This window comes from Clostridium aestuarii, from assembly GCF_026735135.1.
GTDB lineage: Bacteria > Bacillota > Clostridia > Clostridiales > Clostridiaceae > Clostridium_H > Clostridium_H aestuarii.
In genome coordinates this window covers 245,483-258,068 of the sequence record NZ_JAPQER010000003.1, presented here as the reverse complement: position 1 = coordinate 258,068, position 12,586 = coordinate 245,483, and the positions used below count along the sequence as shown (strand labels likewise).

Below are 12,586 nucleotides of genomic sequence, written 5' to 3'. Positions count from 1 at the left end.
CGTAATAAACATCTGTGAAGAAGGCACTTTTTCGTAAGGTAGTTACAAAAAGGAAAATCCTTAAAATATTTAGTAGTAAAAATACTGGTTTATATATAGTCATAATACTTACTATAGAAAATTTTAAAAGAGGATGGTGAACATAAAGATATGCCTAAGGATAGAACTAATAAAATAAGTTGTAGTAATTATAGATGTGAAATAGAGATAACTTTAGAATTAATAAGTGGAAAATGGAAAGGTCTTATATTATGGAATTTAGGTAATTATGAAGTCATAAGATTTAATGAGTTTAGAAGAATAATTCCTGCTATTACTCAGAAAATGCTAACACAGCAATTGAGAAATTTAGAAGAAAACGGATTAATAAAAAGAAAAATTTATAATCAAATTCCTCCAATAGTAGAATATTCTTTATCTGAAGAAGGTAAAAGACTAATACCTATATTAGATGAAATGGATAAATGGGGAAAAATCCATGTGGATAATTATAAAAAAAAACTACACAATAGTTAATTAAAATGTTGTTTTGAATTTTGGATAATGTATATCTAATTTAAAAGAAAATGAATAAAGAATTATTCAGATTTTGATTTCTAAAAAAATTTTAAGTATACTGTAATAAACACATAATTGAAAGGAATGTTCTTAAATATGAAAGAGGTTGTTTTTGTTACAACAAATAAAGGTAAAATTGCTTCTGCCCAAAGATATTTAAAAGATATAAAAGTTATTCCGTATAATGCTGAATTGATTGAACCTAGAAGTGATGATATAAAAGAAATTGCTAGAAAAAAAGTTTTGCAAGCATTCAAAATAGTAAATAAGCCCTGTATGGCACTAGATTCAGGCTTTTTTATAGAAGAATTAAATGGTTTTCCTAAAGCGTATGTAAATCATACACTTGATACTATTGGCGTTGAAGGAATATTAAAATTAATGATTGATGTAAAGAATAGATATTGTGAATTTAAATCTTGTTTAGCATATTTTGATGGAACTAACATTACTTATTTTGAAAGTAAATCACCTGGAATAATTTCAGAAGGTATTAGAGGAAAAGATACCAAGGACAAATGGTCTGATTTATGGTACATATTTATTCCTGAAACTTTTAATAAAACCTTAGCAGAATTCAATGAAGAAGATTTTAATGAACTTGATAGAATTAAAAATGAATCATATATAATGAAATTTGGAAATTGGTATAAAAATAATAGCTGATAATATTAAGCACACGTTCACAATGAATGAAATTATTATTAAAGAAAATAATAGGAAAATTGGACTATTCATTTTTGTAGTATGGGATTGCTCTCTTTTAATATAAAGATTCAAACCTTCATTTAACTGGTTCTATAACTGGCTACCTTTCCAAACTGTCATCAATGACAAGTTGACAAGGTAACCAGTTGTGAACCCCCTATTGATAGGGAATTATTCTATCAATCTATTTTAACTTCATTAATAAGTTTAAAAAATATTGAACTTATCTTAATTTACTTTTTTACCTTACGTTTTATTTTACATTATACATTCCGTGACTATTCATATAATTAAAAAGTTCTTCACCATGTCTTTGTTCATCTTGTTGAATATGCTGCATAGCCTGCCTAACTGCGGGATTAGCAGATTCAAAAACATCAATTCCATATGTACCCGCAACATACTTTTCTGTAGATAATAAATCGGTACAAAGAACTTTATCACTTTGATTATTCATAGTTCCTTGAAAATTATTTTGAATTGAAGCTTGTTGGGATTGTTGACCATGACTTAAATTTGGTTGTTGTCCTTGAAGCATTTGATTAATAGTATCATAGTGCTGTTGTTCTTCTCCAGCAAGTTTATTAAAAAGTTGTTTTAACTCCTCATCTTGAGCCTGGCTTGCATAATTTTGATATTTTTGAATACAAATTTCCTCTTGAATTTTTCCATCCTCTAAAAACATTTTTTCTTTTTGACTAAGTTGTATTTGCATAATATTTCACCTCATAAGATAGTTTTATCAAAACACACAATATTATGTATTTTCATTTAATTTATGATATACTAAATAAAATTTTGTCATCTTAAATAAATTTATTAATCAGGTTCACAATACTTTAGCTCATCATAATATATATTATCCAATATTATTTTTTAGGAGGCTATTATATTTGAATATTAGCCCAGCTATATTTGAATTATTTGTAAGCGCCACAATAGTAGATGTTCTAGTTGATTTCATAAAAATAATATTTAATAGGTATTTTAAAAGGAAAGATCCAAAATATAAGGATGTTTTTTCTAGAGTTGTGAGTATACTAATCGGACTAATCTTTTGTATTTTCTATAACTTAGATTTTCCTGATATGTGTGGATTAACCAGTACTATAAATTATGTGGGTGAAATTATAACAGGAATATTAATTTCTAGAGGTTCTAATGTTATTCATGATAATTTTAAAAAATTTTGTATATATAATACTAAAATATAAAAAAGTGTGCATTTAATAAATGCACACTTTTTACTATTAACTTATTAGTTTTCTTTTGCTTTTGGTTGTGGTTTTTGACGGAAGTTAAGTATAGCATTAACTGGACATTTTTTCTCACAAAGTCCACAATTTACACATAAACTATAATCTATAACTGGTAGATTATTTTCCATCTTAATAGCATCTTTTGGACAAGCTTTTGCACAAAGTCCACATCCAATACAACCAGTTGAACAGATATTTTTAACGTCTAACCCTCTATCATGTGAATTACATGATATAAATACTAATTGTGATTCTGGTACTAATTCTATAACATTCTTAGGACACGCTTGTACACAAGCTCCACATCCAACACAGTTTTCTTTGTTTACTTTAGCTATGCCATCTTCTATAGTTATAGCATCAAACTTACATGCATCTACACAGCTTCCATATCCTAAGCATCCAAATGAACAAGCTTTTCCACCCGCTCCTGGAACATTCATTGCTTGTTGACAATCTGTTATACCATTGTACACAGCCTTGTCTTTTGCATTATTGCAAGTACCTTGACATTTAACATAAGCTACATTAGGTTCTGCAGCTCCTACTTCTAATCCCATTATTCCACCTATCTTTTCAGCAGCTGCCGCTCCACCTATTGGACAACAATTAGGTGCAGCTTCTCCCTTTACAACTGCTTCTGCATAAGCATCACATCCTGCATATCCACATCCACCACAGTTTGCGCCTGGAAGAGCATCTCTAACAAGAGGCATTTTTGGGTCAACTTCTACAGCAAATTTTTTTGATGAATATCCTAAAACTAAACCAAATAATAATCCTAGTCCACCTAAGGCAAGTATAGGAAATAATATTTCATTCATGCTTTCCCCTCCTTACACTAATCCAGAGAATCCAAGGAATGCTATAGCCATTAATCCAGCTGTGATTAATGCAATTGGTACTCCCTTAAATGCTTCTGGCATCTTATCGTTTGCTTCCATTCTTTCTCTTATTCCTGCAAGTAACACTATTGCAAGCATAAATCCAAGTCCTGAAGCTATACCGAATATTAATGACTCTATTAAATTATAGTTTTCATTTGTATTAATGATAACCGCACCTAATATAGCACAGTTAGTTGTTATTAATGGTAAGAAAACTCCTAACGCCTTATAAAGTTCTGGCATAGTCTTCTTCATAACTATTTCAACGAATTGAACTAATGACGCAATAACTAATATAAAAGCTATCGTATATAAATATCCTATACCAAGAGGTATAAGTATAAATTTATAAACTAAGTATGACATAACTGATGCTAACGCCATAACAAAAGTAACTGCTGCACCCATTCCCTTTGCAGTCTCTATTTTCTTTGAAACTCCAAAGAAAGGACAAATACCAAGGAATCTAGATAATATCATGTTGTTTACTAGTAAAGCAGAAACAACCATAATAAATATACTCTTCATTCTTCACCCAACCTTTCTTTTAAGCATTGTTAGTTTGATTTTTTAGAGCTTTTTAGCTTTCTATGGTTAATAATTCCCATCATAATTCCAAGAGTTATAAATGCTCCTGGTGCAAGTACAAATATCAATGCTGGGAAAGTGCTTGGTATAATTTGATTTCCAAATATTTTACCACTTCCTAATAATTCTCTAACTAAACCTATAACTGTTAATGATAATGTAAATCCTAATCCTTGACCAACTGCATCAAATATAGAAGAGATTGGACCATTTTTTGAAGCAAATGCTTCTGCACGTCCAAGTATCATACAGTTAACAACAATAAGTGGTATAAATATACCTAGTGACTTATTCAATGCTGGTACAAAACCTGCTAATATAAATTGAAGCAACGTAACAAATGATGCAATAATAACTATAAATGCTGGTATACGAATTTTATCTGGTATAACTTTTCTAAGTAAGGATACAACAAAGTTGGCTCCTATAAGAACTACTGTAGAAGAAAGTCCCATACCTAATCCATTTATAGCACTTGATGTTACTGCTAAGGTAGGACACATTGCTAAAACTTGTACAAATGTTACATTTTCTTTAAATATACCATTTTTTAATCTTTCTATAGCAACACTCATTATTTTTGTCCTCCCTTCAATTTTTCATTATAAAATTCTATTGCTGAATTAACTCCACGAGTTACAGCACTTGATGTAATAGTAGCTCCAGTAATTGCTTTTATTTCATTATCATTCGCTGGTGCTGTTTTAACTACAACAAGATTTTTTTCAATTGATTTTCCTGCATATTGACCTGAGAACTCTTTTTCTGGTGCTTTAGCTCCAAGACCAGGAGTTTCTCCATGGGCAAGTATCTTTATACCTTCAATTTTACCTTCTGATGAAATACCAACCATCATTTCTATTAATCCAGCATAACCTTTTGGTGCAACCTTAATAGCATATCCAGCTACATCGCTTCCTGCTATTCCTTGGTTAACGCTTAAGATAATACCATCTTTTGGTAATTGCTTTTTGTCTTGTTCTTCAAAACTTTCAGCTTTTGGTAAAACTTCCTGCATCGCTGCATCGTTTTCTTTCTTCTGCTGAATTGCAATTGGTTCTGCAGTAATTTTATGTGCTCCTCCTAATATAATTCCAGCAATAGCTGTAATTAATAATAGTGTAAGCCCTAAACTTATAATTTCCTTTGTACCCTTATCCATTTTTTTTCACCCCCCAAGTTCCAAATACTCTTGGTTTTACGTATTTATCTATTAGAGGTACGAATAAGTTCATTATTAAAATTGAATAAGAACATCCTTCTGGGTATCCACCCCATTTACGGATAATTATAGCTAATGCACCTGCTATAACAGCAAATATGATTTGTCCTTTTTTAGTCATTGGTGATGTTGTATAATCAGTAGCCATAAAGATACCACCTAGCATTACACCACCAACCATGATTTCATAAAGTCCAGCCATTCCGCCTAAGTTGCCTCTTCCAAATATAGTTCCTAGTACTAATATAGTTCCAAGATAACATACAGGTATATGCCAAGTTATTACTCTTCTATATAATAGATAAGCAAATCCTATAAGCAATGCTAACGCAGAAGTTTCTCCTATACATCCTCCTACTTGTCCAATAAAAGCTTGTCCTAAGCTAGGTAATTGTGCTCCACCAGCTTCTACTCCCTTTAATATTGCAAGTGGTGTTGCTCCTGTTGCTCCATCTACGGGATTTGTCCAAGCTGTCATAGCAACTGGATAAGACGCAAGTAAAAATGCACGTCCAGCAAGTGCTGGGTTAACTATATTTTGTCCAATTCCACCAAATAAACATTTAACAACTATGATTGTAAATACTGAACCAATAACTACCATCCATAGTGGTAATGATGGTGGAACGTTAAATGCAAGTAAAAGTCCTGTTACAACTGCACTTAAATCATTTGCAGTATTTGTGCTATTAGTTGCTTTACACCATATCCATTCTGAAAGAATACAAGACACAACTGCTGTTATTATTACTGCTAATGCTTGTAATTTAAAGAAATATATTCCTGCTATTGTAGCTGGAAGTAATGCAATAATAACATCTCTCATAATTGTTTGCACAGTATTGTTTGCGCGAATATGAGGAGATGAAGACACTGTAAACATTGTCTCAGCCATTATAGTTCACTCCTTACTTATTTTTTTCTTTTATTTGCTAAAACGGTTCTTTTTGCTGTACGTATAGATTGAAGTAAATGACGTTTTGCTGGGCATACAAATGTACAAGATCCACATTCTATACAATCTAAACCATTACTTTCTTCAAAACCGTCAAGTTCTTTTCTTCTACCAAGTGAATCAAGTGCTGATGGTATTAAGAACATAGGGCATGCTTGAACACATTTTCCACATCTAATACAGCTTGATTCTTCTGGTAATACAGCTTGTTTTGATGTTAAACAAAGAATTCCTGATGATCCCTTAATAACTGGTACATCTAATGAGGATATAGTCATTCCCATCATTGGACCACCTGATATTACTTTGATTGGATCTTCTTTAAATCCATCACAAGCTTCTATCAATTCTTTAAATGACATACCATTTCTTACTCTTAAATTTTTTGGTTCTTTAACTGCTTCACCAGTTATAGTAACAATTCTAGTAGTTGAAGGTCTTCCAAGTACTACAGCTTGATAAATTTCATGAAGTGTAGTAACGTTTTGAACTATACATCCTGCATCAGCTGGAAGCTTTCCTGATGGAACTTCTCTCTTAGTTGTTGCATAAATTAATTGTTTTTCAGCTCCCTGAGGATATTTAGTTTGTAAAGCTTTCACTTCTGCATTAGGAATATCTTTAACTGCTTTTGCCATTACATCTATAGCATCTTTTTTATTATCTTCTATTCCTATATATGCTTTTGCTTGTGGATGCATGTGAAGCACTACTTTTAATCCTTCAACAACTTTATTTGCTTCTTCTAACATTAGTCTGTGGTCACAAGTTAAATATGGCTCACATTCAGCTGCATTGATTATTATATAATCAATTTTTTTGTCTGGTGGTGGTATTAACTTTACGTTTGTTGGGAAACAAGCTCCTCCCATACCAACTACCCCTGCTTCTTTAATAATTGTAGCAATTTCTTCTTTTGACATGTCGTGATAGTCTTTTGGCTTAGTGAATTCTACTTCTTCATATTGCCCATCGTTTTCAACAATTACTGAAAGAGATTTTGTTCCACCAGCTGTTAAAACTGGTTTAACATCTTTAACAGTACCTGAAACACTACTGTGAATATTGGCAGATATAAATCCACTAGCTTGACCTATTTTTTGTCCAACTAGCACTTTATCTCCCTTTTTCACAAGGCATTCAGCAGGTGCCCCTATATGTTGGGACATAGGAAACACTAAAATTTCTTTTGGCTGCAAATCCTCAATAGCCTTTTTCTCAGTGAGATGTTTGCCATGAGGTGGATGTATGCCTCTTTTAAAAGTTAAAACTTCCATATGAATCCTCCTCTTCTTTGTTTAAATATACGCAGCATAATAATAGCACGCAAAAATATAATTTATAAGCAATTATATTCGCTATAAATTTATATACATAATAAGATATTTTTGGCAAATATAGATAAGCATAAAACGAACCATTGTTTTTACAATTTTCTACTTATGCTATACTGCTCAATTTTTTATTTCATCTTATATAATAACATATTATATTGCATTTGTTAATATAACAATATAATATACATTTTTATATAAAATTAGTTATAACTCACATAAAAATTTCAACAAATATTTTTTCTACATTAAATATACTATCAAAACATTTGTCTTTTAACATTATTAATACATATTTGGTGAAATTTTTGTATGCTTTATATAATGTACACTAAACTTTGTATTTTTAAACATTAAATCTATTATAGAATACCATATTATATGTTATAATAGCTAATTTGCGAAATATTAAAATAAGTCTGACTTTTCAATCGTCATACCTATCATAAGAATATCCAAAACAATATTTTTCTAATTAAAGTTATCCTCAAATTAAAAATTTTATGATTTTTTACGAAAAAAAAGAATTTTTTTTTAATAAAAGCTTCAAAACCATCTGGATTTCACTTAATAATTCAACTAAAATATTGTAATAATACTCAATATATATTTCTATAAAGAACCATATACCTCAAATTAATTAACTTTACATGCAAGTTTAATTATCCATCATTTCGAAAGTTCATCTTTTAAAAATAATAATAAGCTTAAAATGCAATATAATATATTTTTTAAGAAGTTGTTTGCAATAAAACTTGCATTTTGTATTTAAAATTTTTAATTACACAATTTTTATATCCTCATCAATTAAGTAAAAATGAGTTTTTATAACTTTTGACTATATTTAAAATATAAATTTCAAGGACATATTATTTTTAAGCATTTTATATTAATCTGTCCTATAGTCACACTAAATATTATAGTTCACCATTGAAGGCTTAAAACATCTATAAATGTTGAAAAACCCACTTTGAGCAATACTATATTTTATGCTACTATTAAATCAAATTTTTAGGATGTAATGGGAGAAATATTATGAAAAAGAAATTATTTAAAGAACTAGTATTTTTATCGATAGGTTGTGTCTTATTTTCACTATACGTTTCTGTACTATTGGTACCTAACAAAATAGGTACAGGTGGCATAACTGGCGTTTGTATTGCATTAAATCATCTCTTTAATTTTCCAATTGGATTAACAACTATAATTTTGAATATTCCTCTTTTTATATTTGGTTATAATATTCTTGGTAAAAACTTTGCTATTAAAAGCGGTATAATCGTAATTACTTCTTCTTTACTAATAGATTTTCTTAAATTACATTTTTACTTCAAACCTTTAGGTGATATGCTTACCTCTACAATATTTTGTGGTGTGGTTTCCGGAATTGCAATGGCATTGCTTTTTATGTCCGGTGCCTCAACAGGTGGATTTGATATATCAGGAAAAATTATAAAAAATAAGTTTCCTTCTCTTCAACTAGCTAAAATACTTCTGATACAAGATGTATTTGTATATATTTTCATAGCAATGTCATTAGGACCTCGTTCAGTAATGTATGCAATTATTATGAGTTTTATTAGATCTAAAACTATAGATACTTTTCAAGAATATATAGCATCATCAAAGCAATGCATCATTATCTGTGAAAATTCAGATTTAATTACCGAGCAAATTAAGTATAAACTCGGCAGAGGGGTAACCCGTTTAAATGCCGAGGGCTGCTATTCACATACTAATAAAAAGTTTTTATACGTTGTTATTCAAAAAATCCAACTTAATGAATTAAAATCAATTGTTAATACCATTGAACCTACTTCTTTCTTAACAATTTCATCGGTAAATGACATACAAGGAAATTTCAAACAAAAATCCTATTCAATCTAAAAAAAAGTGCAAAGCACTTTTTTTTAATATAGCAGTCTAAAATCTGGTATTTTTATTGATTCATTTGCCTTTCCCTTTTCAATTTTTTCGATTATATTTTTTACTTTATTAAAATTATCCTTAATTACTTTCTTAGTATATTCATTAGTATCTTCTGATATCCCATCAACAGCTTTTTTTAAATTATAATATCCTCTATGAAAATCGTTTGTATACATTATATAATAACATCCAGCATTATTTAGAGTTAAAATATCAAATTGATTTTGTTTATATGCCCTCCTTATTTCCTCTATTCCTTCATCCGATTTTCCCATCATAAGATACACAGTTCCTAAAGTCCTGTGATATTTAATAGAATCTTCTTTAAGATTTATACATTGTTTTAACATCTCTACTGTTTCTTCATTTTTTTCTTCATTAAAATATATTAAAGCAATATTATATTTGATTTCAGGTATAGAAGGTTTTATACTACTTACTAACTTGAAATATTCTAAAGCCTTCTCTGAACTATAGGTTCCATACCAATAATAACTAGCCGCATTACCTAGAATGTTATAATTATAGGGTTCTTTTAACATTCCTGTTCTAAAATAAGCTTCTGCAGCATGTGTTTGATCTTTTCTTTTTAATATCTCTGGCATAAGGAATGCATAATTATCAGGATAATCCTTGTTTTTTTCAATAGATTTATTACAATACTCTACTGCTTTATCTAATTCATTTTCTTTTAAATAATGCCACCCGGCAGTATGCATCACTCTATAATCATCCTTATTGTCATTTATGACTTCATTAATTAATTTATCTGCTTCATCATTATTATCAAGATTCTGAAGCACAGCAGCTTTTATTAATTTTATTTCTATCTTTCCAACATCCTTTTGTTCAACCTCTTTTACCAGCTTTTGTGCTTCCTCACACGTTTTCAAATTTAAAGAATATATCTTAGCAAGCCACATCTTATATGAAGCTTCTTGTGGATTTTGCTCTTGCAATTTTTTTATGCTTTCTATAATGTTATCCTTGTTATAAACTACCTCTTGAGCAAGAACATCATAAATTTTATATTCATCTTTATCGATTTCCCAAGCTGTCTTTAGTTTAGCAAACCCTTCATCCATATCTCCTATTAGCATAAGCAATCTAGCATACTCAGCAGTCTCATATGCTGATGTTTCATCTATTTTATAATTTCTTATTAGTTTTTCAGCTTCATCTTTTTTATCATTAGCCATATATACAGCAATCATCGTTTTTATTAAATTTTTATTTTCATAATTATCTTTTAAGTATAATTGTCCCTCCTGCAAAGCTTTGTCTATATTTCCATTTATAAATTCAGAGAATATTATGTAATTTAAAATTTCACCATCTTTATTAGCAGTATTCTTTGCTAACTGTATGTACTTATTAAAATTATCAATATCACCTTTAACAGAATACATTTCTGCAATCTTTATATTCTTCCATGCTAATGTCTTGTTATTATCTTTAAGCTCATCAGTTTTTATTTTTTCATACTCTTTTATAGCCTTATCATAATCTCCTTGGTAAAAGTACTCAGCACCTTTTTTATATGATTTGCTATTTTCACTAACAATTCTACTTTTATTAGTTACAAAAAATACAACAATTATCCCTAATAATATTGCTGCAATAACACCAACCGTTTTTTTATTGATGTTTTCCATTTTAAAATCCATAAATTTTCTCCTCTCATCAGCACTATAAATATAATTTTAACAAAATTAATAAAAAAAAGCCACTTAATAATAATATTGCAAAACAATATTATTGTTTGTCAATTGTCCTCTATCATCTATCAACTGAAAAGTGCGTTGCACTTTTCTTATGAGTATTATAAAATATCTTTATACTTAGGGGAGGTAAAAGAATGCGAAATAATCGAAAAAAAAGGATGTTAAAAAAACACAAAAAAAGAAAATTTTATATTAAAATAATAATTTTAATATTTATCTTAATTATTATAGGCATTAGTGCATATAAAATTTCATCAAAAAATACCTTACATAACCCAACTGAAAATCAAGAAAATAATCTAAAGGTAGAATCACCTAAAAATAAAGAAATAAAAAAAGAAGTTACAGAACCAGAAATAAAACCTGAACCAGTAAAAGAAACTAAATCCGAAGTATTATTAACATTTGCTGGAGATTGTACTTTGGGTCGTGATGACAAGTACGCTTATGAAAATTCATTACCATATATTTTTAAAAAGAATAATAAAGATTACTCTTATTTTTTCAAAAATGTATATGATATATTTAGCACTGACGATTTAACAATAGCAAACTTAGAAGGTACTTTTACAAGTGCAACTAAGAAGGCAAGTAAAAGTTTTACCTTTAAAGGACCTAGTGATTATGCCAAAATACTAACTAGTGGCAGCATTGAAGGCGTTAATTTATCAAATAATCATATATATGATTACTTGGAAAAAGGCTATAAAGATACTAAAGCTGCTTTAGTATCTGAAAAAGTAAATTACTTTGGTGAAGGAGACATTTGGACAACAGAAATTAATGGAATAAAACTAGCATTTTTAGGATATAGAGGATTTCATAACAGCAAAGATTTTCAAAATAAATTACAAAATGATATTAAATCATTAAAAAATCAAAATTATATTGTTATAGTTACTCTTCACTGGGGACAAGAATCTCATTATTCACCCAACAGCACCCAGAAAAACATAGCTCACTTTTCAATAGATAATGGAGCTGATTTAATAATTGGTCATCATCCTCACGTTGTTCAAGGAATAGAAAAATATAAAAATAAGATCATATGCTATAGTCTTGGAAATTTCTGCTTTGGAGGGAATAGAAATCCTAGCGATAAAAACACTATGATTGTACAAACAAAATTCAAATGTACCAATAACACTTTAACTTCTTATGAAGTTAAAATAATACCATGCAGCATTTCATCAGTAAATTATATGAACGACTATTGTCCTACACCATTAACTGGTGATAAATATAAAGCTCTTATAAAAAAACTTAATGAACTTTCAATAAATTTAGATTTCAAAATTGATGGAAACTTCCATACTGTAACTTTAAATTAAAGTATATGCTAGAAAAATAATTTTTATTAAAAAACTTAACGTCATATCAAGAGTTAAAAAGCCAAAATTCTTATATTTTTAAATAAGAGTT

13 protein-coding genes are annotated in these 12,586 nt (G+C 29.1%); 5 read left to right on the top strand and 8 right to left on the bottom strand.

The features are described from left to right. Nucleotides 1-150: 150 nt before the first annotated feature. Together OW763_RS09450 and OW763_RS09445 are read left to right on the top strand one after the other, a co-directional pair. Nucleotides 151-516, top strand: coding sequence for a winged helix-turn-helix transcriptional regulator (locus OW763_RS09450; protein WP_268040869.1), 366 nt, complete (start codon nt 151-153; stop codon nt 514-516). 138 nt (nt 517-654) lie between these two features. Next, nucleotides 655-1,224: a non-canonical purine NTP pyrophosphatase gene (locus OW763_RS09445; protein ID WP_268040868.1), complete on the top strand. Its 570-nt coding sequence runs from the start codon at nt 655-657 to the stop codon at nt 1,222-1,224. A 295-nt stretch (nt 1,225-1,519) separates the two neighbouring features. Here OW763_RS09445 and OW763_RS09440 read toward each other — a convergent pair whose 3' ends face one another. Beyond that, nucleotides 1,520-1,981 (bottom strand): spore coat protein, encoded by a 462-nt coding sequence (locus OW763_RS09440; RefSeq protein WP_268040867.1) that lies wholly within the window; start codon nt 1,979-1,981, stop codon nt 1,520-1,522. A 178-nt stretch (nt 1,982-2,159) separates the two neighbouring features. Between OW763_RS09440 and OW763_RS09435 the strand changes: the two genes are divergently transcribed. Beyond that, on the top strand, nt 2,160-2,480 hold the full coding sequence (locus OW763_RS09435; protein ID WP_268040866.1) for a hypothetical protein: 321 nt from the start codon (nt 2,160-2,162) through the stop codon (nt 2,478-2,480). A 44-nt stretch (nt 2,481-2,524) separates the two neighbouring features. Here OW763_RS09435 and OW763_RS09430 read toward each other — a convergent pair whose 3' ends face one another. Genes OW763_RS09430 through rsxC form a run of 6 tightly spaced genes read right to left on the bottom strand, consistent with a single transcriptional unit; the run spans nt 2,525 to nt 7,454 of the window. Beyond that, nucleotides 2,525-3,349, bottom strand: coding sequence for an RnfABCDGE type electron transport complex subunit B (locus tag OW763_RS09430; protein ID WP_268040865.1), 825 nt, complete (start codon nt 3,347-3,349; stop codon nt 2,525-2,527). 12 nt (nt 3,350-3,361) lie between these two features. After that, nucleotides 3,362-3,940 (bottom strand): electron transport complex subunit RsxA, encoded by a 579-nt coding sequence (gene rsxA, locus OW763_RS09425; RefSeq protein WP_268040864.1) that lies wholly within the window; start codon nt 3,938-3,940, stop codon nt 3,362-3,364. A gap of 29 nt (nt 3,941-3,969) precedes the next feature. Continuing rightward, nucleotides 3,970-4,575 (bottom strand): electron transport complex subunit RsxE, encoded by a 606-nt coding sequence (gene rsxE, locus OW763_RS09420; RefSeq protein WP_268040863.1) that lies wholly within the window; start codon nt 4,573-4,575, stop codon nt 3,970-3,972. Continuing rightward, on the bottom strand, nt 4,575-5,162 hold the full coding sequence (locus OW763_RS09415; RefSeq protein WP_268040862.1) for an RnfABCDGE type electron transport complex subunit G: 588 nt from the start codon (nt 5,160-5,162) through the stop codon (nt 4,575-4,577). The genes rsxE and OW763_RS09415 overlap by 1 nt, the downstream gene beginning before the upstream one ends. Next, the gene (locus OW763_RS09410; RefSeq protein WP_268040861.1) at nt 5,155-6,117 is read right to left on the bottom strand and encodes an RnfABCDGE type electron transport complex subunit D; all 963 of its coding nucleotides are present in this window, start codon (nt 6,115-6,117) and stop codon (nt 5,155-5,157) included. Before OW763_RS09410 ends, OW763_RS09415 begins: the two co-directional genes overlap by 8 nt. A gap of 17 nt (nt 6,118-6,134) precedes the next feature. Then, nucleotides 6,135-7,454 carry an electron transport complex subunit RsxC gene (rsxC, locus tag OW763_RS09405; protein ID WP_268040860.1) on the bottom strand — a complete coding sequence of 440 codons (1,320 nt, stop codon included), beginning with the start codon at nt 7,452-7,454 and terminating at the stop codon, nt 6,135-6,137. 1,092 nt (nt 7,455-8,546) lie between these two features. On the opposite strand from rsxC, the gene OW763_RS09400 reads away from it, so the two are divergent. Then, complete coding sequence (locus OW763_RS09400; RefSeq protein WP_268040859.1) at nt 8,547-9,398, top strand: YitT family protein; 852 nt, start codon at nt 8,547-8,549, stop codon at nt 9,396-9,398. A gap of 23 nt (nt 9,399-9,421) precedes the next feature. On the opposite strand, the gene OW763_RS09395 is transcribed toward OW763_RS09400, so the two are convergent. Then, nucleotides 9,422-11,107, bottom strand: a complete 1,686-nt coding sequence (locus OW763_RS09395) for a tetratricopeptide repeat protein (protein ID WP_268040858.1) — start codon at nt 11,105-11,107, stop codon at nt 9,422-9,424. Nucleotides 11,108-11,298: 191 nt separating this feature from the next. On the opposite strand from OW763_RS09395, the gene OW763_RS09390 reads away from it, so the two are divergent. Then, complete coding sequence (locus OW763_RS09390; protein ID WP_268040856.1) at nt 11,299-12,495, top strand: CapA family protein; 1,197 nt, start codon at nt 11,299-11,301, stop codon at nt 12,493-12,495. Nucleotides 12,496-12,586: the final 91 nt, after the last annotated feature.

Coding starts and splice junctions, on each gene's coding strand:
- OW763_RS09450 (WP_268040869.1), top strand. CDS start 151: ATGCCTAAGGATAGAACTAATAAAATAAGTTGTAGTAATTATAGATGT.
- OW763_RS09445 (WP_268040868.1), top strand. CDS start 655: ATGAAAGAGGTTGTTTTTGTTACAACAAATAAAGGTAAAATTGCTTCT.
- OW763_RS09440 (WP_268040867.1), bottom strand. CDS start 1,981: ATGCAAATACAACTTAGTCAAAAAGAAAAAATGTTTTTAGAGGATGGA.
- OW763_RS09430 (WP_268040865.1), bottom strand. CDS start 3,349: ATGAATGAAATATTATTTCCTATACTTGCCTTAGGTGGACTAGGATTA.
- rsxA (WP_268040864.1), bottom strand. CDS start 3,940: ATGAAGAGTATATTTATTATGGTTGTTTCTGCTTTACTAGTAAACAAC.
- rsxE (WP_268040863.1), bottom strand. CDS start 4,575: ATGAGTGTTGCTATAGAAAGATTAAAAAATGGTATATTTAAAGAAAAT.
- OW763_RS09415 (WP_268040862.1), bottom strand. CDS start 5,162: ATGGATAAGGGTACAAAGGAAATTATAAGTTTAGGGCTTACACTATTA.
- OW763_RS09410 (WP_268040861.1), bottom strand. CDS start 6,117: ATGGCTGAGACAATGTTTACAGTGTCTTCATCTCCTCATATTCGCGCA.
- rsxC (WP_268040860.1), bottom strand. CDS start 7,454: ATGGAAGTTTTAACTTTTAAAAGAGGCATACATCCACCTCATGGCAAA.
- OW763_RS09400 (WP_268040859.1), top strand. CDS start 8,547: ATGAAAAAGAAATTATTTAAAGAACTAGTATTTTTATCGATAGGTTGT.
- OW763_RS09395 (WP_268040858.1), bottom strand. CDS start 11,107: ATGGATTTTAAAATGGAAAACATCAATAAAAAAACGGTTGGTGTTATT.
- OW763_RS09390 (WP_268040856.1), top strand. CDS start 11,299: ATGCGAAATAATCGAAAAAAAAGGATGTTAAAAAAACACAAAAAAAGA.